Below are 26613 nucleotides of genomic sequence, written 5' to 3'. Positions count from 1 at the left end.
TCCTTAGGAAATAGATTGTTTTTTGCTTCTATTTTTTTAATTCAGCTAATCCTTTTTTCGCTGCTTCATTATTTGGGTCAATAGAAAGAGCGGTTTCATACCAATAAATAGCGTTATCTTTATTTACTGCAAAACACTCACTGCCATCTATATATTCTTTAGCATAAGCAACCGCAATGTCAGCATTACCTCCTTGAGCTTGATTAGCATAAAGACGTTGTGCAATACCGCATTTTTTGGCCGATTTTGCTTGAGTAATAACTTCTAAGATCTTTTTACTGTCTGGTTTAGTTTTTAAACAAGCTTGTATAAACGTAAGTTCATCAGCATTATTACTAACGCTACATTCACCTAAATTAGCTGTCGGAGCAGCAGTTGTTGTCGGGTTACTTTTGTTAGCAAAGAAGAAATAAGCAGCGATACCAAGCAATAATAATAAGATAATTAAGCCAATGATTAGACCTATTTTGCTTTTTTTCTCAGGTTGCTTTTCAATTGTTGGTGCGGGTTCAGTGATCGCCTCAGGAATAATAGGCTCTTCTATAACAGTAGGTTGTTCTTCTTTAATTTCGATTGGTTCAATCAGTGGTTCTATCGGAGTCTCAGTAATTTCATTGATATTTTCTGCACGAGAGGAATCTCCCCCAGCTGAAGACGCTAGGATGTTACCAATAAAGTTGATTGGCCCATTATCTTCTATATTTTCATCTCTTATTTGTAATAAGAAACGAACATTACCACTTTGGTTGACTAAGGAATCAATTAGCCAAGGCCCCACTTTACCTTGTAATGCATCACCAACAACATTCATATTTGGTGCTTTATGCCATACAGGTTCAGGGCCCCAATTGCCATTTCCTAGAAAATAATAGCTATCTTGATTACGTTGGATAGCAAACTCCACGTTATTTGAGCCTTTCCATTTACGTGCATTTAATTGAGCAAAACCTGGGCTGTCTTCTCTTAATTCAATTCTTAACACAATATTTCCTCTTTTTATTCTGTAATAGATGCTGAACGGAATCCATTTAGTACTGTGCCTAATTGTGCATTTTGTTCAGGGCTAATTTCTCGACCGGCACTATGACCAGCGTTGTTTACAGCAAAATGTCCAAAAGCGACTAACCAATCAAGACGATAACCATCACTATAGTTACTTGTTTGATCATTTAGTTTTGGCAAACCGTTATGTTGCTCAATGCTACGTTGTTCAAAAATCACTGTATCTGGTACAGCACGACTTGATGGGCGCTGTTCTAAAGGAATATCTGCATAACCTAACCATGCAATAAAGTCAGAGATTGCTGTACTCATAGTAAATACTTGACGTTCAGCTAATTGATCTCGTTTGCTACCACTATTTTCATTATGCAAGGCAATTTTTGATAATTTCTCTTGTAAATTTAGGCGATTTGCTCCAGTAACCAGTTCATTAACTATATTTTCTATATTTTCTGTCGCTAATCCAAAATATTGCATCAGTTTGTGATCAGACGTTAAATTACGTAAATGACTGACCCAAGCTTTAAAAACAGCTTGAGCAAAGCGTGAGTTTTCAATTTTTTCGCTTACTTTTGGTTGCGTTACAGTTGTTGGCATTGGATCACTAAATAAATCAAAATCATCAACAACAGGATTATGTGTCGTTTGCTCAGAGTCATTTTCGGCCAAATCATCTAAATCAGAAAAATAGAGCGAGCGAATAGTTTCTTCTGGCAGTTGTAGATGATGTAATAATTCTCCCATCATTACGGCACGAGGGCTTTGTGGTAGGAGCATTTTAGCTACAGCATTAGCAAGTTGGCGTTTTTTTGCTACTTCCTCTTCACCTTCACTGTGATACCAATTAGCAAAACGGTTTTCGACAACGTGATGAATTCGTTCATTAAGTTGTTCAATTAAACGGCGTTGTTTTACTTCGGGTAAAGCGATGGTTTCGAGGTAATTACTGATTCGTTTCATACCACCATCGTTTAATAACAACATGGCATCCCAGGCGTCTTCTGGATTAGCGATATGTTTTTGAATATCAGGATCTTGGCAAAAGGTTTGTCTTAATAAATTTAATTGGTTGCGTTCGTTTTCATTAATACTTACTTCAATATCATTTTCAACATTTAAGAAAGCTACTTTAAAGCCAGGTTTACGGACTAAGAAAACATTGTTAAAAGGTTTATCGTTAGCCCAATTATTAAACCAGTCGTAGTTGCCAAAACGTTCTAAGATCGTTTGTTTTAATAAACCGCCAGCACCCCAAGAAATTTTTAGTAACTCTTCTTCTTTAGAAAGATCTTGACTAATTCGCATATCAAACATCGTAATTGCCCAGAGTAAACCTGGTTTACGCAGACTACGTTGTTCAGGAGAATCTCCTTGGGTCTTATTGATCCATCTTTCTAGTACAGGTCCTACACTATTAACATCAGATTGTTTTGTTGATGGTGTGCATACAATCAAAATATTCATTTCTTGGCTATCGGTATAGCGTTCGAAAAGATAGGCAACTTTACCACGTAAGATTAATTGAGAAACAGGATTACCTTCATTAATGTCTGATAGGGAGGTAATACCTAATCTACCGCGGTATCCAGGAAAATCGAGTAAATCTAAATTCTCTGCTGCTGGGACACGAGTTGGATTGATAAGAGGAAACACTAATTCTGCAGTGAGAGCAGTCAATTCAGCTAATGAAATTTCTACACTATCGCCAATATTTTCATTGAAAGCGGGGCGTACATGAATTGTCTCATCTCTGTCTGTACCCAAGCGTTCTAACATATCTACATTCATAATGCTATCTGCTTGAGATAGCTTTCCGTATGCTGTTGTTTTAACGATGGCATTTAATGGTGCATAAACTGAGTCAGGATGCCCTAATTTCGCTAATAAATTAGCAAATTGCACATAAATAGCGGTCAATTCACTAATCTCACCCCATAGAATAGAGAAAAGCTGTCCTCTTTCTGTAATGGTCAAATAAGGAGCTAACGCAGTTGCATTAGCCCAATAATTCCCTTGTAAAACAGATAAGGATTTACCAAAACTATCCAATGCATAATCCTGTAAATCAACAACATCATCTTTATTTACACCGGCTATAGGATGGCCAGAAACACGAGAGCTGAGAGATTTAATTAAGCTATTTACGCGGGATTGGGTGATTTCATATTCAACACGTTCTTTGTCAAAATCATTAAAATAAGCATTCACGAGAATTTTAGCTATTTCAATTTCACTAAATAAACGTAATTCTAATGGATAACCGGCGATAGATTTAACGGGTTTACGGGTAAATCTGGTTACTAAACCTGTTGCCTCTTTACCACCACCTGGTGGATTGATATGTTTAATAAAGTCGAGACGTTGGCCATCAAAATTCGTTTCTAATTTTCCATGCTCATCAGCAGCTAGGGCAGAGATTAAAAATGATTTACCTGCTTGAGATAAGCCAAAAAAGCCAGCAGTAATTGGTTTAGTGGAGACATTTCCCAAACGTTTCGCCATATTTTTTAATCGGCGTAGCTCTAAAATTAAACTGTCTGCTTCGTTATTCAAACGAGTTACACTTGGACGAACATCTTCAACCCAGTCAATTGCAGATTGGGATGAATTAAAAACGTCTTGCCACGATTGTGCTAGTTGTTGTGTCATATTATTCATTATTTCTCCCGTTTAACGCTGCCGGTGTCTAACCAATATAAGCTATCTTTTAAGCCTGCATCTGTCATTGTATTTAAGGTTAATTTAATTTGAGGCTCACCTAGTTCATTACGTCTTAATCTCACTTTTTTGACTTTGCCATCTAACATTCGTAATTCAGCCGTAACAATTTCGAAATTTTCAATACGTTCTTTTTGTTTAGAGGCTAAGCCTAACGCTTTTTTGATCCGTAATGTAATGTCTAAAACACCGCCATCAACAAGTTCGCGATTGAGTTGATCATCTTCGATAGTGAGTAAATAGAGTGGTGTTGCACTCCAACGCTCTACATTTAGTTGACGGAATCCTAAACGAGCTAATCCTCTCACTTCAAAGTGGGTATCAGGTAATTCATAATCAGGATCATCTAAATTAATATCTCGATAATAAATATTACTATCTTTAATCACGTTATTATTATCTAGTAAACCGATATATTTAACAGTAGAGTAGGCAACTAATGCCGTCGCTCTTAAATAAAAGTTTGGTAAGCGTTGATGTGTACTTAAAAAGCATAACATAGCACCAACAGAAGCGGTTGTTTTAGGATCATCAATGCGACCTTGCTTATGGAATGGATACCAGTTACCAGTGCGATAATTATTTAATGGCAAGATACGCCCTACTGGTAATGGTAAACGTGAGCGGAAAAAAGCTTGTACCCCAGGTAAGCGTGATGGACGGCCTGTTAGTAATAAGACATCGCATTGATAACAATTAATTACCTCACATAATGCATTAAATGTTTTGCAAATATCATAATAATTACCAGACATAAAGCGATTATGAATTTCGCGTAAATTGATCTCGATTGGTAAATCTAAAATATTGAAAGTAGGATCATTTAATTCACGTCTGATTGGTTCATTAATATAATCTAAAACTCTCTCTGTTGGACGCTCAACTTCGCTTAATAGAGAAGAGAATGTGAGATCGGACAGTGTGGCTTCGCTATAACAAGGATCAAAATTCTCATATTCTTTTAGGACTCGAAGTCCAATTGGCATAAATACCTGTAAGGTTAATTGCTGACGTAATAATTTATCCTGTACAGATCTCTCTTCTGACCCAATTAATTTAGAGAGAATAGAATCAGGCTCTGAAATCCCTTTTTCTTTTAATCCTCTTTCTAAAGAATGTACGACAACATCACGGATCATATCCAATAAAATGTCATCGCCAGCGACTTTAAAACCATCTCTAAAACGTTGGGTTGGTACAATATGAGCATTACTGCCACCATTATAATTTCCAGAACCATAATCAAGAGAATAATCGTTGATAACTAAATCTGTCGTACCGCCTCCAATATCAACGGTTGCAATAGTAATAGTATTTTTCTGGTGATTATCATTTCTTCTTAATGCCGCAATAAATTCTTCTGGGCGTCCACCATAATTATTTTGTGTTTCGTTAAAGAGGTATACGATTTGTCCACAAGTAGCTTCGTCCCATTGAATAACAACTTCAGGCAATATTGGCCAATATTGTTCTCGACTTTCTTTAGAGTCAAAATCTAAATCTTGATCTGATTTATCCCACCTTAAACTTTTCCAAACTAAACCGATTGCTTGATAAACACAATTACGGAAAATCTCTCGTTCAGGCTTTGGCATAGCTGGTGGAACTGTAAGAATAATAGATCGCAAATAACGAGGTGTACGAGAGTGTTCTAATTTTGCTCGCTGGGTAGGACTATTAATTTGTACCAATGCATGCATCAAGACTTCTGATAACATAAATGTCATCAATGAACTACGAGAGTATTTTGGATGGAATACAGGAATTTTTCGATCAAACTCTTCATCAATATTATCATCTAGAATGTGTAAGGCTTCTCCGTATTCATTAATGAGGCTTGATAAAGGTTCTGCGGTAGCGTGAGGTTCATGATCTGTTTTGACGTAAGTACTGTTAAATCGCCAACCTTGACCATACTGTTCTGTATCCCATAAATAACGTTTAGGACTAGAAAGACCAGTAGCGCCTTCGTTACCATTACGGCGACTGGCTAGACGGGAAGCTTCTTTTCCAATACGGCCGATTGTTGGCCATTGAAACGCATCTCTTCTCCCACTAAGAACAGAAAAATGTTCTTTGCCAAAAAATGCTTGTGCAAATTCTACCCTACTTTCAAAAGGTTCATTGTAAACATATTGAGGGTGACTTAAATCTCTTAGTTCTAATTCATAGCGTTTCTTTAGACCATCTTTCTCTTGTTTATGATCTTCAATCAAAATACCGCAAGTTCGAGAATTTCCTACATCTAGGATCATATCAACAGGAATTGCTTCAACAATATCGTCTGCTTTTTTGGAAACAACTTTAATATTAGGTAGAGATAGGCGTGTACCTAAAATAGAGAGAAGATTTAGGTAATGTGCTTGGTGATTTTTTAATTTCACAGCATCATTAATTTCTTCGAAATTAGTTAAACGAATTAAATGAGCTTGTTCTTTAAAGATTTCTAATAGCCAATCATTGATCCAATTAAAATCTAAGAACCAAGACATTTGATTTGATTGATGTGCTAAACCAAAAACTACACCAGAACGAATATCTTCTTCTGTTGGCGCTAAATAGGCAACATCTTGGCTGTTAGGGAAAACTTTTGTATCAAAAGCAAATGTGACGCGATAAGTATTCCCCTCTTGATCTGGTTGATCGAGTTGAATGATTCTGACACGGGCCCAGTTATAAGGTCCTTCATCAAAACGATCTGGTGGTACAGTTCTTAAAAATGGAATAGGAATCCATAGGCCATTAAATAATGTAAATGATTGTTCGACGCTAATATCTTGTTCTGGTGTTACGATACGCCCTGGCTGTGAAGGATCATAATAGCCATCCCTGATAGGATCTTCTATTAAACGGCGTAATGGTCCATTTTCACCTGAAGAAATAAAATAACCAGTAGAAATATCTTTCCATTCTCTTTCTTTCCAGTTAATTTTTAATCCAAAATCAATAAATTGAATCCCGCTATTCATTACAAGCGAAACTTCTTTGCCTAAATAATGTAATTCTGGAAGCATTGTTATTCTCTCTTACTAAGTCAAATTATTCAGATTTCATCGACATTGGGAAGTTTTGACCTTTGCCATATTCCCCTTCACAATCAGCCGAACCATTAGCACTAGGCTTACAACTTACATTAGGTAATTGATAAGTAGAACCATCACTACAGTTTGCTATCCCGGTATTGCCAATATTCAGGCTTGTACCTTGAATAGAAGCATTAACTTGACCGACACATTGAACACCATCACCCCTTTCTACTCGAACTTGCCCTTTTCCTTTTTCAAATTCATATTTCAGACGTAATGGTTTACCTGTACTTTTATCCTGAATGCCGGCGCCCGCATTCCATTTACCGTTAAGGAAATCTACATTTCCTTTTTGCAAGCTTTCGGTCGGAATCTGTAATGGTTGATTTGTACTTTGTTGTTTTAAAGTATCTTCAGGATTTACTGTATTATTAGCTTGATTTTGTGAGATGTTAGGATCTTTTTTGTTATCAGTAACATCCTTATTAGTTTCTTGGTTTGGTGATTCTGTTTTTGCTTGAGGATCCTCCATTACTGGTTGAGTCGCATCTTTCTGAGGATTATCGGTTAAACTCTCCTCTTTGACTGTATCAGTAGTATTTTTCCCAATAGGTTCATTTTGAGTTGGTGATATTGTATCGGTACCATCACGACTTGTTGGTAATCCAGCAGAAGTGCTTGTTGAACTTATTACACGAGGAACAGAATCGACTATTGCAACGGTTTGACATTGGTTTGAATTTTTATTTTTGCTGGTATTTAATTGTTGTATTAATGATGAATCTGTCACTGCTGTTCCATCATCAACATAAAACCAAGAATTTTTGGCTAAATCTAAACAAACTTGTCGTTCTGTATTGTTTTGTGAGGTTTTAGTGTTTTCAGTATTGAATGATAAAGAAGGAAGTTCAACACTAGGGCTCCAACAACCACGTAAAAAGAATAAAGAAAGTGCGCCGATTAATAAAAAAGGTAATAAACATAATAACCAACGCCACCAAGGTCTTCTTGGTTCAGCCATTACGGGTTGTGCTGGTATTGGTTCTTCAATAGGTGTAGTGACAAGCGGTTTTTCGATTGGCTTGAGACTTAAAAATGGATGACCATGGATAGGACTATTTTTTTCTACAAATCCCCAGAACGTAATAACTGGTTTTCCATTAACTAAATAAACATGTTCAGGGTTTGGGAATCGTAAAGCTTTTAAATTTTCAGGATCATTAATATCAGCAGAATTATTATTACCAGAAAGTAGGCGGGAAAATAAAAGGAGATCGCCTTGAATATTATTTGTATTTTTTAATTTCTGTCCAAACTCTAACATGGACTGTTCAAATAAGTGTAATTCTTGATATGCGTTATTCCGTTCTTCTTCTGTTGCTGAGGTCCAAGGAATGATGAGATATTTACCGTCAGTTCTGTCTGATTCAAAGGGAACATACCAATCTATCTGACTACCTTGATCATTGCGCTGGGGAATCGCGAGATAATTGGCAAATTTCTTACCAAGGGGGGCGCCTGATTGATCTTTTACTCTTAATCGTATGGCATCTCGTAATTGAGAAGCAACAGCATAAACAGGCGTTCCATATTGCCCAAGTGCGGTGTAATTTTTGATATCACCACTACGTAATAAAGCACTTAACATAAAGTTTCCTTGTCAGATTTCAGTAATAACCTTACAAATATCACTCTATTTGAACGATATTGATTAATTCTATATAAAATTGTTATGGATTTGAATATTTAAGTGTTATAGAAAAGATAAAAGTAATTTATATAACAACAATTATATAAGAGTGAAAATTTGCTTTATATTTTTTGAGATAGTTTTCTGAAAATATGTTGTTTGATTACATGAAAGTTAATTTATTAATGTAAATAAATACATAATGTGGGATACCATGAGTTAGGTATATAAAAGCCCATTTCCGGTTATTGAAAAATGGGCAAGAGAAGTGTGATATATTGAGTAAAATTAGTTCTTTAATGACTGCACTGGTGCCGGGATACGACCGCCTCGATTGACGAAAACTTCGCAGGAACCTTCTTTCACTGGCATAATCGGGGCATAACCCAATAATCCACCAAATTCAACCATTTCACCAACATCTTTATTCGGTACAGGAATAATCCGCACAGCCGTCGTTTTGCTATTAATCATTCCAATAGCAGCTTCATCTGCAATAATGCCAGAAATAGTGCTTGCAGATGTATAGCCTGGTACGGCAATCATATCTAAGCCAACAGAACAAACCGCAGTCATCGCTTCTAACTTATCTAAAGTAAGCACGCCTTGTGAAGCAGCGGCTATCATACCTTCATCTTCAGAAACAGGAATAAATGCACCGCTTAAACCACCAACAGAGCTACTCGCCATCATACCGCCTTTTTTCACGGCATCATTTAGTAATGCAAGGGCGGCAGTAGTGCCATGTGTACCACATACACTTAATCCCATTTGTTCTAAAATACGGGCAACACTATCACCGATTGCAGGAGTTGGTGCTAAAGATAAGTCAAGAATACCGAAAGGAATACCGAGGCGTTTACTCGCTTCTTGACCAATTAATTCACCGACACGTGTAATTTTAAAAGCGGTTTTTTTCACTATCTCAGCGACTTCGGTTAAAGTAGTTGCTTGGCTGCTTTCTAAGGCTGCTTTGACCACACCAGGACCAGATACGCCAACGTTAATGACAGCATCGCCCTCGCCAGAACCATGAAAAGCACCTGCCATAAATGGATTGTCTTCTACTGCGTTACAAAACACCACAATTTTGGCACAGCCAAACCCTTCAGGCGTAATTTCAGCAGTTTGTTTAATCACTTCACCAGCTAATTTAACTGCATCCATATTAATACCTGCTTTAGTTGAGCCGATATTAATTGAACTACATACAATATCAGTTGATTGCATAGCTTCCGGAATTGAACGGATTAAAATTTCATCTGCTGGACTCATTCCTTTATGTACGAGAGCAGAGAAGCCACCAATAAAAGAAACGCCGATCGCTTTTGCTGCACGATCGAGTGTTTGCGCAACAGAAACATAAGAAGTTGCTTTAGTTGCGGCTGCAATTTGCGCAATCGGCGTGACAGAGATGCGTTGATTTACAATAGGAATCCCATATTTTGCGGAGAGTTCTCGTGCGGTTTGTACTAAATCACCGCCAATACGCACAATCTTGTCATAAATTTTTTGATTTAAGATATCAATATCATCACTAATACAATCATGAAGATCGATCCCGATCGTAATAGTTCTTACGTCGAAATTCTGATCTGACACCATGCGCAGTGTTTCTAAGATTTCATAAGATTGAATACTGTTACTCATACTAAATCCCCTTTAAATACGATACATAGCATTAAAGATTTCAGTATTTTGTAAGCGTAAATCTAACCCAAGTTTTTGCCCTTCTTCTGTACAGTATGCGGCTAAAGTTTGGTAATCTTTTTTACATTCTGTGGTATCAACAAGAAGAATCATTGTGAAATAACCATCCATTAACTGCTGGCTAATATTCACAATGTTAATTTGTTGTTCTGCTAATAATTTGGCGACATCATACACAATACCGATACGATCCTTGCCAATAACGGTTAAAACTGATTGATTCATTTCACTGTTCCTCTTGTTGAGCATAAAAATGCAATTCATCAACTGAATTGATATTTATAAAATGTGTTTTTTCATTTGAAAAATCTGCTGTTTGATAGGCTTGTTGTTTAAAAAAGCCTAACACACGGCGATTTCCTTGTTGTAAATAGGCGTTTAATGCAGGGAGAAGAGAACGATGTAATAAACAACAGGTTGGATGTTCTCGTTCACCATCAGTCGCATAAACAACTTGCGTATTAGCTTGGCGAGCAGCTGCTAATTTCTCTACTAAATTTACTGGTAAATAAGGCGTATCACAAGGGACAAATAGTACCCAATCTGATTTTGTGTGTTGTAACCCAGTTAACATCCCGCTCAAAGGACCAAGATAACCGGCTAAATCATCACTAATAACGGTCAGTCCGCTGGCGGCATATTGTGTTAATGAACGATTGGCATTGATAATAACCTCATTAACTTGAGGTAAAATAACTTGATAAACCCATTGATATAAAGGCTTATCAATTAGAATTTGTAAGCCTTTATCCGCACCATTCATACGTTGCGCTTTACCACCGCACAAAATTACCGCAGTTATTTTCTCAGGCATAGTAATCTCTTTTGGCAATTAAAAATTTAAGTGGTATTATCGCACACCTATGTGAAACTGTGAGGAAAAATCCAAATGAAATGCCATCGTTTAAACGAGGTTTTGGAGTTATTGCAACCTTATTGGGCAAAAGATCCAGATCTCAATTTAACCCAAATTTTGCAAAAAATTGCAAAAGAAGCTGGGTTTACTGGGGAGTTAGCAGAATTGAGTGATGAAATTATTATTTATCATCTCAAAATGGCAGGTAAAGATAAAAATGAACCAATCCCAGGTCTGAAAAAAGATTATGAAGATGATTTTAAAACAGCATTATTAAAAGCAAGAGGCATCATTAAATAAGGAGAGTTGCGATGAAAAAAATATTGCTTGTATTAACCGGTTTTTTAGTGGCATTTATGTCACAATTTAGTATGGCAGCGAATTTTAGTGAAGGTAGAGATTATGATGTCTTAACTTTACCGCAAAGCGAACAAAAAGAAGTGATCCAATTTTTCTCATTTTATTGTCCTCACTGCTATGACTATGAAATGAAATTCCATATTCCTGAAAAAATTAAACAATCTTTGCCTGCAGATGTGAGCTTTAAACAATACCATGTTAATTTCTTAGGCGGACAATCAGCCAATTTAACCCGTGCATGGGCGTTAGCTATGGCAACAGGTGCAGAAGACAAAGTGCGCGCACCTTTATTTGAAGCAGCACAAAAAAATAGCTTAAATTCTATGGATGATATCCGCAAAATCTTTGTAGATAATGGGATTGATGGTAAAGAGTTTGATGGTGCAATTAACAGCTTTGCTGTAAATGCGTTAGTTGCAAAACAAGAGAAAGCGGCAGAAGCATTTAAAGTGCGTGGTGTGCCAGATTTTTATATCAATGGTAAGTACCATATTGCAACAGGTAATGACAGTGGTTTTTCTGAAGTAAAAACTTTAGATGACTTAATCCAACGCTATGTCGATTTAACCCAATTTTTATTAAAAAAATAATTGACAACAACGAAAAAGTCGCCTTAAATGCGACTTTTTTATTTGATACTCAAATTAAGGAATTCCTACTATGTCTGAAAGCTTTAGCGTAACACGTCGTTTTTTTGACGATAAAAATTATCCTCGTGGTTTTGCTCGTCATGGAGATTACACTATCCGTGAATCTCAAGCGTTAGAAAATCATGGTTTAGCATTTCTTGAGCTAGATAAAGGTACTCGCCAACCAGTAACCGAAGAAGAACAGCAATTTGTTGCTTTCTGCCGTGGTGAGCGTCCAGCAGAAACTTTCTTTGAAAAAACTTGGGATAAATATCGTTCTCGTATTTCTCGTACTAAACGTGTTTATACGCTTTCAGGTGTATTAGCGAACGATAATGTTGATGATTACAATGCGGATTAATTGATAGATATTTGAGATTAATTTGTGAAATAAGTTAAGCCCACTAATCAGATAGTGGGCTTATTTTATATAGAGCGATTTCTAAAAAAATGTGTGTGGAGAGCGACCACACACATAAATCTTGAGTGTCTAAAACCTCTCAAGAGAAGAGAGCCTGTTATTAAAGTGTTGGCATACTAAATGCAGCGCCTTGTTCTCTCACTTTATGATTTGGCCAACGGCTGGTTACAGTCTTCATACGGGTGTAGAAACGTACGCCATCTGGACCATAGGCATTTAATGGACCAAAGATAGATGATTTCCAACCACCAAAGCAGTGGAATGCCATTGGTACTGGAATTGGAATATTAATACCGACCATACCTGCTTTCACATCGTGGCTATATTGACGCGCAGCATCACCATCACTCGTGAAAATTGCACTACCATTACCATATTGATGGTCGTTAATAAGTTTAATCGCTTCGTCATAATTTTTTGCACGAACGATAGCAAGCACTGGGCCAAAGATTTCTTCTTGATAGATTTTCATCTCTGTGGTGACGTTATCAAATAAAGTACCGCCAATGAAATAACCGTTTTCATGACCAGCTACTTTATAACCACGACCATCAACAACCAGTTTTGCCCCTTCTGCAACACCTGAATCAACATAACCAGAAACTTTGGCTAAGTGTTCTTTAGAAATTAATGGGCCCATATCATTTTCTTTTTCACCCTCAGGTAGAATACCTGGACCAATGCGTAAAGCTTTAACTTTTGGTGTTAAGCTTGCAACTAATGCATCAGCAACCGCATCATCAACAGTAACAGCCACAGAAAGCGCCATACAACGTTCACCTGCTGCACCAAATGCTGCACCTAATAACGCATTTGCTGTGGTTTCAATATCTGCATCAGGCATAATTAATGCATGGTTTTTCGCACCACCTAATGCTTGTACACGTTTACCGTGAGCAGAGCCAACTTCATAAATATATTGAGCAATTGGTGTTGAACCAACGAAGCTAACCGCTTGAATACGTGGATCACGTAATAATACATCAACGACTTCTTTATCACCTTGCACAACATTAAACACGCCATCTGGTAAACCTGCTTCTTTTAATAATTCCGCTAAACGAATAGAAAGTGAAGGATCTTTTTCTGACGGTTTTAATACAAAGGTGTTACCACAAGCTAAAGCCACTGGGAACATCCACATTGGTACCATAGCTGGGAAGTTGAAAGGGGTAATCCCTGCCACAACTCCTAGAGGTTGCATAATTGAAAAACTATCAATACCACGACCTACATTAGCGGAAAATTCACCTTTTAATAGGTGTGGAATACCTGTTGCAAATTCAACAACTTCTAGACCACGAGTTAATTCACCAATAGAATCTGAATAGATTTTACCGTGTTCATTAGTAATTAAACGGGCAAGGCTATCAAAATTCTTCTCTAATAACTCTTTGAATTTAAATAAAATTCTGGCACGGCGTAATGGCGATTGTTGTGACCATGCTGGGAACGCATCTTGTGCAGCAGTAATGGCTGCTTCCATTTCACTTACCGTACTTAATTTTACTTGTTTAGTTTGTTCACCAGTAGCTGGATTATAAACAAAAGAACTTCTTTGACTTTGGCTTTCAACGATTTGTCCATTAATAAAATTTGGAATAACTTGATTCATAATTATCCTCGCGTTAGTTTGTTTAACATTCATTTGGCAGTGGCGATAACCATACTCCAATGAAATAAAAATTTCAAATAAAAATCTTTTTAAATATATTTTTTGTTTTATTTTGTGATCTATGTTGTATCTTAAGAAAAACAAAGTTCAATGATGAACGTTTATCGCCTATACTTGGCATACTTTAAAACAAGGTGAAAAGAGGTTTTTATGAGTCAATTATTAGCAAAATCTAAAAAAGTAACTGATGGTTTTCGCCAACAAATTACCCCACAAAGTGCTGGCTGGGAGTACGTTGGATTTGAGTTATTACACTTATCAGCAGGTAAAACTCAACTTTTTGAAACAGCTGAAACAGAAGTTTGTTTTGTGATGATGAGTGGTTATGCAACGTTTGAAGTAGATGGGAAAACGTATGAACGTATTGGAAATAGAACAACACCATTTGAACGTATTCCACCTTACTCTTTATATGTACCACATCATAAAAATGTTCAAATTAAAGCAGAGAGTGAAACAGAAATTGCAATTTGTCGTGCCCCAAGCCAAGGTAATTTGCCAGTACGTCTAATTACTCCAGCAGATGTAGGAGTTGAGAAACGAGGTTATGGGAATAATAAACGTTTAGTGCATAATATTTTACCTGAAACAGAACCAGCAGATGCCTTATTAGTGGTTGAAGTCTTTACTGATGAAGGTTGTACAAGTTCATTCCCAAGCCATAAGCACGATCAAAAAGATTGTGAAACAGAAACATATCTAGAAGAAACGTATTATCACCGCTTTGAGCCTAGCCAAGGATTCTGCTTGCAACGTGTTTATACTGATGATCGTAGTTTAGATGAATGTATGGCAGTTTATGATGGTGATGTAGTTCAAGTACCAAAAGGCTATCATCCAGTCGCAACGATTGCTGGTTATAACAACTATTACTTAAATGTGATGGCGGGTCCAGTTAGAAAATGGCGCTTCACTTGGGAAAAAGATCATCAATGGATTAACACGGAAGAATACGCAAAGAAATTTGCTAAGTAGCTTCACTAGTAAAATTCGTCCCTAACTAACCTTAAAGCCAACTCTTGTAGTTGGCTTTTTTTATCCCTAAAAAATTATTTTTTGATTAAATAAAATCTATTTGATTATTTTTAATCAAAATGCGATCCTATTCACAGAAAGGATTTTCGTCATTAAATATACTTAATAAAAAATAATTCATCATTATTTATGATTTTTTGATTCAAAATAATCATTTATATAATCGATGAAATATTGAAATAAAAGGTAGTCGTATATCAGTAACAAAGGAGTATTAAATGAAACCAATTTTAGGAATAACGATGGGAGATGCTGCAGGTATTGGTGCAGAAGTGATAGTAAAAGCACTTGCTGATCAACATTTGTATGAGCTTGCTCACCCTCTTGTTATTGGCGATAAAAAAATGATGACTAGAGCAATTGAGCTATTAAAGTCACCATTAAAACTTAGGGTGATCAGTGAGTTGGAAGGGTTTTCTTCAGAGTATGGTTATATTGATTTAGTGGACTTGGATAATTTACCAGCAGATTTACCATTTGCTCAAGTTGATCCTCGCGCAGGATGTGCAGCTTATGAATATATTGAACGTGCAGTTCAATATGCGATGGCAAACAAAATTCATGCAGTAGTTACTGCACCACTAAATAAAGAAGCGTTACATGCTGGTGGCAAGATGTTTCCAGGACATACTGAAATTCTTGCGACATTAAGTAGAACTAAAGATTATTCAATGATGTTGGTGAGTCCAAAATTACGTGTGATTCATGTAACAACGCATGTTCAATTACGTAAAGCCTGTGATTTAGTGAAGAAAGAGCGGGTACTTACGGTGATTAAACTTGCAGATGAAAATGCCAAAATGTTGGGATTCAAAGTACCAAGAGTGGCTGTTGCTGGGTTAAATCCACATTCTGGTGAAAATGGTATGTTTGGGGATGAGGATAGTAAAGAGATTGTCCCTGCGATTGAAGAAGCTAGAGCATTAGGCATTAATGTATCAGGTCCAATTCCTCCTGATACAGTTTTTCATCGAGCTGCTAACTTAGATGAATTCGATATTGTGGTCGTGATGTATCACGATCAAGGTCATATTCCAATCAAATTATTAGGTTTTGATACAGGTGTAAATGTTACCGTAGGGTTACCATTTATTCGTACATCTGTTGATCATGGAACCGCATTTCCTATTGCTGGACAAGGCATTGCTGATAGTAAAAGTATGAGTGAGGCATTGTATCTTGCAGCACAAATGGCACAAATTAAATTTACTAAATAAATTTTAGAGGAGAAAAATTATGTTTAAACCAGAAGGAATTATTACTCCGGTACTTACAGCGTTAGATGAAAATGAAAAATTTAATCCTGCAGCTTATCGAGATTTTATTGATTATTTAATTGACGCTGGTGTTCACGGTATTTTCACATTAGGTACTAATGGAGAAGCTTATGGATTTAATCAACAAGAGAAACTCGAAATTATTAAAGAAACGGTTTCTGCTGTGAATGGAAGAGTTCCTGTTTATGCGGGTACTGGTTGTATCACAACTAAAGAAACAATCGAACTTTCTCAAAAAGCTGCTGATTTGGGGGTCGATGTATTATCTGTGATTTCACCTTATTTTGTAGCGGTATCCCAAGATGATCTTTATCGCCATTATAGTAGAGTGGCCGAAGCCGTAGCATTACCGATTTTGTTGTACAACATTCCCGCAAGAACAGGCAACAATATTGATTATTTAACAGTTAAGAAGTTAGCGAAATATGAAAATATTATTGGTGTAAAAGATAGTAGTGGTAGTTTCGATAACACATTGAAATATATTGAGAATACAGACGATCGCCTTAGTGTTTTAGCGGGGAATGATTCTTTAATTCTTTGGACGTTATTAGCTGGTGGTACAGGGGCAATTAGTGGGTGTTCAAATGTCTTCCCAGAATTAATGGTAAGTATCTATAACTACTGGAAAGCTGGTGATTTTGCTAAAGCGAATGAAGCACAAAAGAAAATTCGTCCGTTCCGTAATGTTATGGCTAAAGGTAATCCAAATTCTGTTGTGAAACGTGCTGTGCAACTTAAAGGATTTAATGTCGGTCCTGCTAAAGAACCTTCTTATTGTGCGAATGAGGCAATGGATAAAGCTTTATTAGAAGTATTTGAACTTTATAAATAAGAAGGATATTGAGATGAAAAAAGTTGTCATTTCACACCGCTTACACGATGACGGTATGGCCGTTTTAGAAAAAGGTAACGTTAGGATTAGTATCACTAATGATGGTCATCCTCAAGCAATGTTACCCGAATTACTTGATGCAGATGGTGTAATTATTCGTATAGGTTCAATCGATCGCGAAACTATGCTGCAAGCTAAAAATTTAAAAGCGATTGGAAGACCTGGTGTTGGGGTTGATGATGTTGATGTGGCTGCGGCAACAGAATTAGGTATTCCTGTTGTTATTGCACCCGGTGCGAATACAAGATCTGTAGCAGAGCACGCCTTTGCGTTAATGTTTGCTTGTGCAAAAGATATTGTACGTTCAGATAAAGGAATGCGAAAAGGTAATTTTGCAATTCGTAGTGCTTATAAGGCATATGAATTAAATCGCAAAACATTAGCATTGATTGGTTATGGTCATATTGGTTCTATCCTTGCACAAATGGCTGCTGCAGTGGGTATGACTATTAAAGTTTATGATCCTTATGTAGAACAACAAGTTATTGAAGCAAAAGGATTTATTCATTGTTCAACATTAGAACAAGCTATTACTGGTTCAGAAGTTATTTCTATCCATGTTCCTCTTACTGCAAAAACTAGAAATCTAATTAGCCAAAAAGAGTTCCAGCTAATGTCACCAAATACAATTTTAATTAATTGTGCTAGAGGTGGTGTCGTTGATGAAGAAGCTCTTGTAGAAGCATTAACCAAAGGAACTATTCATAGTGCGGGGTTAGATGTTTTTGCCTCAGAACCGGTTGATCCAAAGTCACCACTTATGCAATTAGATAATGTCATTGTTTCACCACATATGGCGGGTCAAACTAAGGAAGCAGCATCAGGTGTAGCCACAATGGCAGCGGAAGGTGTGTTAGCGGTAATCAATGGGGAAAGATGGCCGTATGTATGTAACCCAGAAGCATATGAACATCCTAGATGGAAAAAGAATTAGTCGGAGGAAGCAGTTATATGACTAATACAAATTATTCACTATTAAATCCAAGCAAAATTATTGCGGGTAAAGGTTCAATTAATCAAATTGTAGATGTGGTATCTGCATATCAAGCTAAACAAGTTGTCATCATTACAGATGAAGGTGTTTATAAAACAGGATTAATCGAGAAACCACAATTGCTTTTAGAAGCAGCCGGTGTTGCTGTACATATTATTTCTGATACACCCCCAGAGCCGCCAATGGAAAAAATTAATGATATTTTTGAAGTGGCAAAATCACTACAGGTTGAAATGGTTATTGGTATTGGTGGTGGTAGTGCTATGGATACAGCAAAACTTATTGCTGTAATGTTGAACAATGATGTTACTTTGCATCAAGTAACTAGAGGAGAAAAGAAATTCTCACAACGTGGCCTACCTACATTAATGATCCCAACTACTGCAGGGACTGGTTCCGAAGCAACTCAAAATTCGATTGTATTAGATACAGAACGAGAATTAAAAGTTGGTATTGTTGATGAAAAATTAGTTTCTAGCAGTGTGATTTTAGATCCTGAAATGACGGTGAAATTACCGAAACATATCACAGCAAATACTGGAATTGATGCGTTATGTCATGCAATTGAATGTTATATCTCTAAAAAATCCAATCCTTTATGTGAAATGTTGGCATTAAAAGCGATTAATTTAATCGTAAGCAGCATTAGAGAAGCTTATAACAATGGCAGCAATTTAGAAGCTAGAGAAAAAATGCTGTTAGGTGCTTACCTAGGCGGAGCTTGTATTGCGACATCAAGTACTGTTGCGGTACACGCATTATCTTATCCGTTAGGAGGCAAATACCATATACCTCATGGATTATCTAATGCAATTTTATTACCTGATGTAATGAAATTTAATTTAGATGCTTATGAGAAAAAATTTAGTGAAATTGCAAATGCAATGGCGCTTGATATCCAAGGATTATCACAACGACAAGCAGCGGAAAGGATGATTGAGGAATTATATGCGCTGATTAAAGATTTAAATATTCACTGTGACTTACGAGAAAAAGGAATTAATGAGTCTGTTTTAGATGAATTAGTCGATTCTGCTTTTTCAGTCAGAAGATTGTTAGATAACAATCCTAAAGAAATGACAAAAGAAGATATTCGTAAGATTTATCAAAAATTTCTATAAATTATAAGTTTGTGAAGGAGAAAGGAATATGAAGAAATATCTTTCCGATAAAAATTTTCTTGCAGGAATAATATTTTTTTTCGTTTCTTTAGCTTATTTATTCGGAGCATATTCAATAGAAACTAAAGGAATTGTTGCAATTGAATCTGATTTTATGCCAAAAATTTATGGGTATATTTTATTAATTGCATCAACTATTTTAATTATTACTTCTTGGAGAAAATTACAAACATTAGAAGATAAAGAGGAAAGTTCATCTTCTGATATTAAACGAGTATTATTAGTTTTAGTGTTAATACTTGCATATATTTCACTTATTGATTTTTTGGGTTTTATTATTTCTTCTATTCCTTTCTTATTCTTTTTATCTTTATTGCTTACACCAGAATATATAGAAAAGACATATTGGGTTTATATTATTTTTTCTATTTTGTTACCAATAGTGGCTTATTTTGGATTTAGTTATTATTTAAATTTAACTATGCCATCTGGGCTATTATTTTAGGGGGAAGTTATGTTTGAGCTATTACTTCAAGGTTTTTCGGTCTTATTTACTGTAACAGGGATGTTATGCCTTTTAGGTGGTGTTTTTGTTGGAATTATATTTGGTTCGGTACCAGGTTTATCAGCAACAATGGCTTTAGCACTTTTCCTACCAATTACCTATTCTATGGACTCTAGCCTTTCTGTTGTATTACTTATTGCATTATATATAGGTGGAATATCAGGAGGTTTAATTACAGCTATTTTAGCAGGTATACCGGGGACCCCATCTTCTATTGCGACCTGTTTTGATGGTTATCCATTAACTAAAAAAGGACATCCATTAAAAGCATTAGGTGTGGGAATTACATTTTCATTTTTAGGTACATTATTTTCAACAATAGTTTTGATTTTTCTTTCTCCTTTCTTAGCAAAAATAGCAATTAAGTTTGGAGCATATGAATATTTTGCTGTAGCACTTTTCTCTTTAAGTATGTTAGTTGGGTTATCAGGAGATAATATTTGGAAAGGATTAATTTCAGGTGTAGTTGGTTGTATGTTTGCTACAGTTGGTATTGATGCAATTTCATCTATGGAACGTTTTACATTTGGCTCAGTTGATATTGCTTATGGCTTTGATGTTTTACTAGTATTGATTGGTTTATTTGCAATTACAGAAATTATTTCTAAAGCGGATACATTGAAAACAGAAAGAAATAATATGGATGTAATTACAGCATTAGAAATAGTAAAAGGTTTAGGTTTCTCTATAAAAGAGTTCTTTGGGCAAATTAAGAACTTTATTTTATGTTCTTCTATTGGTACTGCAATTGGTATTTTACCAGGGATTGGCGGTGGTGCTGCTAATGTAATGGCATATACTGTTTCTAAATCTACTTCTAAATATCCAGAAAAATACGGCACAGGAATTATTGATGGGGTTGTAGCATCAGAGTCTTCAAATAATGCGGCTATTGGTGGAGCTTTAGTACCATTACTAGCATTAGGTATTCCTGGAGATACTGTAACAGCTATTTTATTAGGTGGATTAACTCTTCATGGGATTACTCCAGGACCACTAATGTTTACAGAAAATGTTGGAATTGTGTATTCAATTTTTGCTGCAATGATTGTTGGTTCAATTGTTATGTTCATAATGGAATTTTATGGATTAAAACTATTCACCAAAATTTTAGATATTCCAAAACATTTTCTACTTCCAGCAATTTTCCTCTTCTGCATTATCGGGGCATTTGGTGTTCGTAATAACTTCTTTGATGTATGGGCTACAGTGTTATTCGGATTAGTTGGATTTGTATTCTTTAAATTAAAGATTCCTGCAGCACCATTCATTTTAGGATTTATTATTGGGCCACTTGCAGAATTGAATTTAAGAAGAGGATTAATGTTCTCAAAAGGTGATTTTCTAGAGTTTTTTAGAGCCCCTATTGCCTCTCTATTTTTCATCATGACAGCCGTAGTAATTATTTTTGCTGTTAGATCTCGTATGAAGAAATCTCATTAATGAAATTAAACAGGAGTTTCCTATGAAATATTTAAATTTAGTATTAGCAGGTATTTTGAGCTTAAGTGTTATGGCTTGTAAAGACAAAGCAGCAGAAGAAAAAACTACTGCAAGTGATAGTTGGCCAAACCATAAAACGATTACTATTGTTGTACCATTTGGTGCTGGTGGAGATACGGATTTCCATGCTAGAAATTTAGCTAGTTATTTAGAGAAAGAACTTGATACAAAAATTATTGTAACGAATGTATCTGGTGCCAATGGTAATGCTGGTATGAGACAAGTTATTGGTGCGAAACCAGATGGTTACACTGCACTATTTTTCCATGAATCAATGTTAACAAATAAGGTGGTTGGTGTTGCTCAGCAAGCACATGAAGCTTTAGCACCAGTCGCGGCAACAATTGTAGATAACTCTTATGTTATTGCTGTCAATGCTAAAAGTGGTATGAAAAATATGAAAGATTTAATAGATAGAGCGAAAGCACAACCAAATAGTGTTTTATATGCTTCATCTATTGGTGCATATTCTTATTATTTAGGAAGGGTATTGGAAGAACAACAAAAAGTTGATTTTAATATTGTAGATGCTGGCGGCGGTACAGATAGAAATGCTGCATTATTAGCAGGAAAAATTGATGTGAATGTTAATCCTTATGGTGTTATGAAATCTTATTTTGAATCTAAGGATTTTCTACCTTTAGCCGTTATTGCAAAAGAACGTAATAAATTATTCCCAGATGTTCCGACCGCAAAAGAACAAGGATATGATTGGGTAGCTGAACGTTATTATTTCTTAAGTTTTCCTAAAGGTACAGATACTAAAATTATTGAAAAAATGGCAGCAGCTATGAAAGTTGTGACAGAAAATGCTGAATTCCGTAAGAAAACAGAGGATGCTTATAGTGTATCTCCAACATTTGTGGGTACAGCTGATTTAATTAAGCATCTTGATACAAGTTTAGCTGAATTTGAGAAAAACAAAAATTTAGTGAATAATTAAATAATTGTATTGTAGGCACACATTAGATTTATAGTGTGTGCCTTTTATGATAAGAGAATAATATGTCACCCGATCGTTTAGAACAAATCCTGCTTTTCTTGAAAAGTCATAATATTGCAACTGTTGATCAACTTGTAAAAGTCACTAATGCTTCGCCAGCGACAATCCGTCGAGATTTAATTAAATTAAATGAACAAGGATCTGTTATCCGTACACATGGTGGAGTAAGCCTTAATCAATTTATTGCAGCGCAACCAACTACAAATGAAAAACAACTTAAATTTGTCGTAGAAAAAGGCAGAATTGCTGACCATGTTGCCTCTTTTATTAAAGCGGGGGATTCAATAGTACTAGACGCTGGAACGACAACATTATGTATTGCAAAGAAAATAGCACATTTACCATTAAGAGTGATCACAACGGATCTGCATATTGCTTTATTTTTATCTGAGTATAAACAAATCGATTTGATGTTGACGGGAGGGTATATTGATAACTCTAGTCAATCTTGTATTGGTAATCATAGTATTCAGTTATTACAGAATGTATATCCTGATTTGGCGTTTGTAAGTTGTAATTCGTGGAGTTTAGACAAAGGGGTAACAGCGCCAACAGAAGATAAAGCAAATCTGAAAAGTAGCTTATTACAGAATGCAAGGCGACGTATTTTAGTGGCAGACAGTAGTAAATATGGCAAATATTCGTTGTTTAGTGTAGCAAGATTAGCGCAGTTTACTGATATTGTGACCGATATTAATTTAGATAAACAAGTAATTGCTGAATTACAAAACGAAGAATTTAAATTAGCACTTGTTTAGTCTTATTAAGATAAGAGTGTAATAAAAAAGCGTGCAAATTAAATGATTTGCACACTTTTTAGTATTAGTTGGGATCAATTATTTTTCGATGGCATCTTGAATAGTAATATCAATTTCTAACGAAACGATCTTGTGTAAAATTGAATGTAATTCATCAATTTTTTCACTAATAGCATTACCATTTTCATCAAAATAATTGTTTTGTTTTAAACAATTAATAAAGGCAGCAAATACCGCTTTATCAAAAAATTCTGGTGCATTAATACCATGTAAAACAGATAAACGCTGTGCAATAGATTGGCTTTCTTTTTCCAGTTCAGCACGAGAAAGCGTAGTATTCGCTTTTAATAAACTCAACGTGATGTAATAACGTTGTAATGTTTCTCTGACACCAGCTGCTAATAATTGTAATGAACGACCACGTTTTTTGTTAATACTCAACATATTTTCATGACGTTTAAAGATTTGTTGACGACATAATTCATCAATAATGGTTAATAAATATTGATGGAGTTTTTCTTGAGGAATACTTAAGAATAATTCATTGGCTAAGAATGGATAGAATTTTTCTACCGCATCAAGCGCTAAATTAAGTTCTATGGCTTCATGGTGTAAGACTAAGCTGGCAATAAAAGACGGTAATACAAACAAATGTTGAATATTATTGCGGTAGTAGGTCATCAATACAGCTGAACTCCGTTCTAAGCGTACAATTTCCCCAAAATTATCCTTTTCCACAAGAATTCCTACGCGATCTAATCCTAATACGTGTTGCAATAATGATTCGCCGTTTTCATTTGGCAAAATCACATCATCGTCATAGCAGGTATTACGTAATAATTGTAGATAAGTATCTAATTGTTCAATTAATAATTCTTTAGATAATGCACGTTGACGAGAAGAGAGTAAAATCGAGCCCGTTAAGTTCATTGCATTAACCGCAGCAGCACGGTTGATATTCACCATAACTTGATTGGAAACACGATCAACGGCTTCATTAAACCATTCTGGGCGTGTTTTTTCATCAGTATTGCGCCATTGCGGATAATGTTGGTTAAGATAGGTATTTAATGTAATTGGCTCAGCAAAGTTCACATAACCTTTACCAAGGTTACGCAGTTTTTTGATTACTCGTAACACTAAGCCTGCATTTTCTTTCTCTTTCGCAGCACCACGTAATTCTTTGGCATACGTATCTACCTCTAGAACGTGTTCATAGCCAATATAAACGGGCACAACAGTAATTGGACGTGTTTGCTGTCCACTTTGTAAGGCCTGTAATGTCATTGACATCATACCGGTTTTTGGTGCGAGTAAGCGCCCAGTACGAGAACGTCCGCCCTCAATAAAGAATTCAACAGAGTAACCACGATGGAATAACTCCGCCAAATATTCTCTGAAAATTGTCGAATAAAGGCGATTACCTTTAAATGTACGGCGGATAAAGAAAGCGCCCCAACTACGGAACATACTGCCTACTGGCCAGAAGTTAAGATTGATCCCTGCTGCAATATGGGGCGGTACTAAACCTTGATGATAAAGCACATAAGAAAGTAATAAATAGTCAATATGGCTACGATGGCAAGGAACATAAACAATTTCATGGCCTTCGAGTGCTAATTTACGTACACGATCCGCGTGCTCGACACTGATACCTTGATATAATTTATTCCATAACCAACGTAAAAAGCGGTCAGCCACCCGCAAACTGCTATAATTAAAATTAGCAGCAATTTCTTCTAGAATTTTTCTTGCTTCTTGCTCAGCTTTTTCTTGAGAAATTTTCTTACTACTCATTTCATCAGCAATAGCCGCCACAATATTTTCATTTTTCAATAATTTAGCAAACATTGCGGAACGATTAAGTAAGCGAGGTCCAGTTGCTGAAATACGTTGTTTAGAAAAGTGGATTCGAGCAACACGAGAAAGCTTTTGAGCTAATTTTGGATCGCTGCCATCGGCGTTGATCATACGACGTAGTGATACTGATTGAGAAAAACGCACAAAATTATCGCGCCCAAACCAAAGGATGGTGGCAAATTTTTCGATACCATTCAGTAAGCGTAATTTAGGTAAGCCTGATTTATCTTCATAACCCGGCGATCTTCCCCAAAGTACAGAAACAGGGATTAATTGCACATTTAATTCAGCAATATCATGGTGTAATTCCAGATAACGCGCAAAAATTTGTTCAGTTTCTTTTTTAACGGTTTTTGATTTAAAGAAACGCCTACCTTCATCTAAAAAGACATAGCGTGGTAACTTTACGCCATTAATATCATTTTCTTGCAATGGATCAGGTAATCCTAAAGCCAAGCAGTTTTTTTGAAAAATTAATAAATCTGTTTGAGAGGTATAAGGCAGAACATAAATGAGAGGTTCTGCAATATTAAGATTAAGTTCTTGAATTGGATTGTTTGGAATTGAATTACTTTTAACTAATAAAGAGAGCGGTAATCTTAGTAAATTGCGATAAAAATTGAGCAAAGCTGCCATTTTTTATTCCTTTTTAGTTTAGTTTTATCTGAAAAACGGCGTAAGTTTAGCACAAATTCTGCAAATAAAACGATTTATCAGATCAAAGCTAAGCCATAAAGAAAAGGGGAGTATTGGAAAATAAGCGTTGCAATACAGTATTTGCTGTATATAATGACAGGTAATACTGTATAAAAGAACAGAGATAGATTATGGCAAAATTAACAAAAACTTTGACGGCACGACAACAAGAAGTGTTCGATTTTGTAAAACAACATTTAGAACAAACGGGTATGCCGCCAACACGTGCGGAAATTGCAAGAGAATTAGGTTTCCGTTCTGCGAATGCAGCTGAAGAACATCTAAAAGCATTGGCCAAAAAAGGGGTTATTGAAATTGTTTCCGGCACCTCAAGAGGTATCCGCTTAATTAATGATAATGAAAACGAAGATGCGGCCAATGATGAAGAAGTTGGTTTGCCATTAATCGGTAAAGTGGCTGCGGGTGAGCCTATTCTTGCCGCGGCACATATCGAAGCCACTTATCAAGTGGATGTGAATATGTTTAAACCAAAAGCAGATTTCCTATTAAAAGTGCAAGGAATGTCAATGAAAGATATTGGTATTTTAGATGGGGATTTGTTAGCGGTACACAGTACAAAAGATGTACGGAACGGGCAAGTTGTTGTCGCTCGTATTAATGATAATGTAACTGTGAAGCGTTTTGAGCGTAAAGGAGATATGCTCTATCTTCATCCTGAAAATAGTGAGCTTTCACCGATCGTGGTGGATTTAAGTCAGGAAGAGGTTGAAATTGAAGGGATTGCAGTGGGAATTATCCGTAATAATGCGTGGATGTAAGTATAGTTATTGTGAGAAGATTACCCTCTAGGCAGCGATA

At 35.9% G+C, this 26613-nt stretch carries 22 protein-coding genes; 13 read left to right on the top strand and 9 right to left on the bottom strand.

Going from position 1 to position 26613, the window contains the following annotated elements; genetic code table 11:
• Window positions 1-28: 28 nt before the first annotated feature.
• The 7 genes from PF272_RS10025 to mobA all read right to left on the bottom strand — a co-directional run bounded on the left by PF272_RS10025 (window position 29) and on the right by mobA (window position 10960).
• On the bottom strand, window positions 29-982 hold the full coding sequence (locus PF272_RS10025; protein WP_271142646.1) for a hypothetical protein: 954 nt from the start codon (window positions 980-982) through the stop codon (window positions 29-31).
• Window positions 983-996: 14 nt separating this feature from the next.
• Window positions 997-3660, bottom strand: a complete 2664-nt coding sequence (locus PF272_RS10020) for a putative virulence factor (RefSeq protein ID WP_271142645.1) — start codon at window positions 3658-3660, stop codon at window positions 997-999.
• Entirely contained in the window at window positions 3660-6734 is a 3075-nt protein-coding gene (locus tag PF272_RS10015) for a virulence factor SrfB (protein WP_271142644.1), read from the bottom strand. Before PF272_RS10015 ends, PF272_RS10020 begins: the two co-directional genes overlap by 1 nt.
• Before the next feature lie 25 nt (window positions 6735-6759).
• A complete protein-coding gene (locus PF272_RS10010) occupies window positions 6760-8394 on the bottom strand; it encodes an SrfA family protein (protein ID WP_271142643.1) in 1635 nt (544 codons plus the stop codon).
• A gap of 330 nt (window positions 8395-8724) precedes the next feature.
• On the bottom strand, window positions 8725-10086 hold the full coding sequence (locus PF272_RS10005) for a PFL family protein (protein ID WP_271142642.1): 1362 nt from the start codon (window positions 10084-10086) through the stop codon (window positions 8725-8727).
• Between the two features lie 12 nt (window positions 10087-10098).
• Window positions 10099-10371, bottom strand: coding sequence for an ACT domain-containing protein (locus PF272_RS10000; protein WP_065235337.1), 273 nt, complete (start codon window positions 10369-10371; stop codon window positions 10099-10101).
• A 1-nt stretch (window position 10372) separates the two neighbouring features.
• Window positions 10373-10960 carry a molybdenum cofactor guanylyltransferase MobA gene (mobA, locus tag PF272_RS09995; protein WP_271142641.1) on the bottom strand — a complete coding sequence of 196 codons (588 nt, stop codon included), beginning with the start codon at window positions 10958-10960 and terminating at the stop codon, window positions 10373-10375.
• A 75-nt stretch (window positions 10961-11035) separates the two neighbouring features.
• Between mobA and PF272_RS09990 the strand changes: the two genes are divergently transcribed.
• From PF272_RS09990 to PF272_RS09980, 3 genes are all read left to right on the top strand, one after another.
• Window positions 11036-11302 (top strand): YihD family protein, encoded by a 267-nt coding sequence (locus tag PF272_RS09990; protein WP_065235335.1) that lies wholly within the window; start codon window positions 11036-11038, stop codon window positions 11300-11302.
• Window positions 11303-11313: 11 nt separating this feature from the next.
• On the top strand, window positions 11314-11952 hold the full coding sequence (gene dsbA / locus PF272_RS09985) for a thiol:disulfide interchange protein DsbA (RefSeq protein ID WP_271142640.1): 639 nt from the start codon (window positions 11314-11316) through the stop codon (window positions 11950-11952).
• A 70-nt stretch (window positions 11953-12022) separates the two neighbouring features.
• Entirely contained in the window at window positions 12023-12352 is a 330-nt protein-coding gene (locus tag PF272_RS09980) for a MaoP family protein (protein WP_065237974.1), read from the top strand.
• Window positions 12353-12512: 160 nt separating this feature from the next.
• Here PF272_RS09980 and PF272_RS09975 read toward each other — a convergent pair whose 3' ends face one another.
• On the bottom strand, window positions 12513-14027 hold the full coding sequence (locus PF272_RS09975) for a CoA-acylating methylmalonate-semialdehyde dehydrogenase (RefSeq protein WP_065235332.1): 1515 nt from the start codon (window positions 14025-14027) through the stop codon (window positions 12513-12515).
• 210 nt (window positions 14028-14237) lie between these two features.
• Here PF272_RS09975 and iolB point away from each other — a divergent pair, with 210 nt between their 5' ends.
• The 9 genes from iolB (at window position 14238) to PF272_RS09930 (ending at window position 23238) form a co-directional block, all read left to right on the top strand.
• Window positions 14238-15062, top strand: a complete 825-nt coding sequence (gene iolB / locus PF272_RS09970) for a 5-deoxy-glucuronate isomerase (RefSeq protein WP_065239722.1) — start codon at window positions 14238-14240, stop codon at window positions 15060-15062.
• Between the two features lie 278 nt (window positions 15063-15340).
• The gene (gene pdxA, locus PF272_RS09965; RefSeq protein ID WP_271142639.1) at window positions 15341-16339 is read left to right on the top strand and encodes a 4-hydroxythreonine-4-phosphate dehydrogenase PdxA; all 999 of its coding nucleotides are present in this window, start codon (window positions 15341-15343) and stop codon (window positions 16337-16339) included.
• 19 nt (window positions 16340-16358) lie between these two features.
• Window positions 16359-17234: a 4-hydroxy-tetrahydrodipicolinate synthase gene (gene dapA, locus PF272_RS09960; protein ID WP_271142638.1), complete on the top strand. Its 876-nt coding sequence runs from the start codon at window positions 16359-16361 to the stop codon at window positions 17232-17234.
• Window positions 17235-17247: 13 nt separating this feature from the next.
• Window positions 17248-18228, top strand: coding sequence for a hydroxyacid dehydrogenase (locus PF272_RS09955; RefSeq protein ID WP_271142637.1), 981 nt, complete (start codon window positions 17248-17250; stop codon window positions 18226-18228).
• 17 nt (window positions 18229-18245) lie between these two features.
• Window positions 18246-19409 carry an iron-containing alcohol dehydrogenase gene (locus PF272_RS09950; protein ID WP_271142636.1) on the top strand — a complete coding sequence of 388 codons (1164 nt, stop codon included), beginning with the start codon at window positions 18246-18248 and terminating at the stop codon, window positions 19407-19409.
• Between the two features lie 28 nt (window positions 19410-19437).
• Complete coding sequence (locus tag PF272_RS09945) at window positions 19438-19914, top strand: tripartite tricarboxylate transporter TctB family protein (protein WP_271142635.1); 477 nt, start codon at window positions 19438-19440, stop codon at window positions 19912-19914.
• A 9-nt stretch (window positions 19915-19923) separates the two neighbouring features.
• Complete coding sequence (locus PF272_RS09940) at window positions 19924-21417, top strand: tripartite tricarboxylate transporter permease (RefSeq protein WP_271142634.1); 1494 nt, start codon at window positions 19924-19926, stop codon at window positions 21415-21417.
• 22 nt (window positions 21418-21439) lie between these two features.
• The gene (locus tag PF272_RS09935) at window positions 21440-22420 is read left to right on the top strand and encodes a tripartite tricarboxylate transporter substrate binding protein (protein ID WP_271142633.1); all 981 of its coding nucleotides are present in this window, start codon (window positions 21440-21442) and stop codon (window positions 22418-22420) included.
• A 62-nt stretch (window positions 22421-22482) separates the two neighbouring features.
• A complete protein-coding gene (locus PF272_RS09930) occupies window positions 22483-23238 on the top strand; it encodes a DeoR/GlpR family DNA-binding transcription regulator (RefSeq protein ID WP_271142632.1) in 756 nt (251 codons plus the stop codon).
• A gap of 78 nt (window positions 23239-23316) precedes the next feature.
• Here the strand turns inward: PF272_RS09930 and plsB are convergent, their stop codons facing one another.
• Window positions 23317-25734, bottom strand: a complete 2418-nt coding sequence (gene plsB, locus PF272_RS09925) for a glycerol-3-phosphate 1-O-acyltransferase PlsB (RefSeq protein WP_271142631.1) — start codon at window positions 25732-25734, stop codon at window positions 23317-23319.
• A 191-nt stretch (window positions 25735-25925) separates the two neighbouring features.
• Between plsB and lexA the strand changes: the two genes are divergently transcribed.
• Entirely contained in the window at window positions 25926-26573 is a 648-nt protein-coding gene (lexA, locus tag PF272_RS09920) for a transcriptional repressor LexA (protein ID WP_065234723.1), read from the top strand.
• Window positions 26574-26613: the final 40 nt, after the last annotated feature.

Source organism: Gallibacterium faecale (assembly GCF_027920745.1).
In the GTDB taxonomy this organism is placed as follows: domain Bacteria; phylum Pseudomonadota; class Gammaproteobacteria; order Enterobacterales; family Pasteurellaceae; genus Gallibacterium; species Gallibacterium faecale.
This window is presented reverse-complemented; position numbering and strand designations above follow the sequence as displayed.

Coding starts and splice junctions, on each gene's coding strand:
- pdxA (WP_271142639.1), top strand. CDS start 15,341: ATGAAACCAATTTTAGGAATAACGATGGGAGATGCTGCAGGTATTGGT.
- PF272_RS09940 (WP_271142634.1), top strand. CDS start 19,924: ATGTTTGAGCTATTACTTCAAGGTTTTTCGGTCTTATTTACTGTAACA.
- PF272_RS09935 (WP_271142633.1), top strand. CDS start 21,440: ATGAAATATTTAAATTTAGTATTAGCAGGTATTTTGAGCTTAAGTGTT.
- PF272_RS10010 (WP_271142643.1), bottom strand. CDS start 8,394: ATGTTAAGTGCTTTATTACGTAGTGGTGATATCAAAAATTACACCGCA.
- PF272_RS09950 (WP_271142636.1), top strand. CDS start 18,246: ATGACTAATACAAATTATTCACTATTAAATCCAAGCAAAATTATTGCG.
- PF272_RS09990 (WP_065235335.1), top strand. CDS start 11,036: ATGAAATGCCATCGTTTAAACGAGGTTTTGGAGTTATTGCAACCTTAT.
- PF272_RS09955 (WP_271142637.1), top strand. CDS start 17,248: ATGAAAAAAGTTGTCATTTCACACCGCTTACACGATGACGGTATGGCC.
- PF272_RS10015 (WP_271142644.1), bottom strand. CDS start 6,734: ATGCTTCCAGAATTACATTATTTAGGCAAAGAAGTTTCGCTTGTAATG.
- PF272_RS09980 (WP_065237974.1), top strand. CDS start 12,023: ATGTCTGAAAGCTTTAGCGTAACACGTCGTTTTTTTGACGATAAAAAT.
- PF272_RS09930 (WP_271142632.1), top strand. CDS start 22,483: ATGTCACCCGATCGTTTAGAACAAATCCTGCTTTTCTTGAAAAGTCAT.
- PF272_RS10005 (WP_271142642.1), bottom strand. CDS start 10,086: ATGAGTAACAGTATTCAATCTTATGAAATCTTAGAAACACTGCGCATG.
- PF272_RS09945 (WP_271142635.1), top strand. CDS start 19,438: ATGAAGAAATATCTTTCCGATAAAAATTTTCTTGCAGGAATAATATTT.
- iolB (WP_065239722.1), top strand. CDS start 14,238: ATGAGTCAATTATTAGCAAAATCTAAAAAAGTAACTGATGGTTTTCGC.
- plsB (WP_271142631.1), bottom strand. CDS start 25,734: ATGGCAGCTTTGCTCAATTTTTATCGCAATTTACTAAGATTACCGCTC.
- PF272_RS09975 (WP_065235332.1), bottom strand. CDS start 14,027: ATGAATCAAGTTATTCCAAATTTTATTAATGGACAAATCGTTGAAAGC.
- PF272_RS10020 (WP_271142645.1), bottom strand. CDS start 3,660: ATGAATAATATGACACAACAACTAGCACAATCGTGGCAAGACGTTTTT.
- dapA (WP_271142638.1), top strand. CDS start 16,359: ATGTTTAAACCAGAAGGAATTATTACTCCGGTACTTACAGCGTTAGAT.
- PF272_RS10000 (WP_065235337.1), bottom strand. CDS start 10,371: ATGAATCAATCAGTTTTAACCGTTATTGGCAAGGATCGTATCGGTATT.
- dsbA (WP_271142640.1), top strand. CDS start 11,314: ATGAAAAAAATATTGCTTGTATTAACCGGTTTTTTAGTGGCATTTATG.
- mobA (WP_271142641.1), bottom strand. CDS start 10,960: ATGCCTGAGAAAATAACTGCGGTAATTTTGTGCGGTGGTAAAGCGCAA.
- lexA (WP_065234723.1), top strand. CDS start 25,926: ATGGCAAAATTAACAAAAACTTTGACGGCACGACAACAAGAAGTGTTC.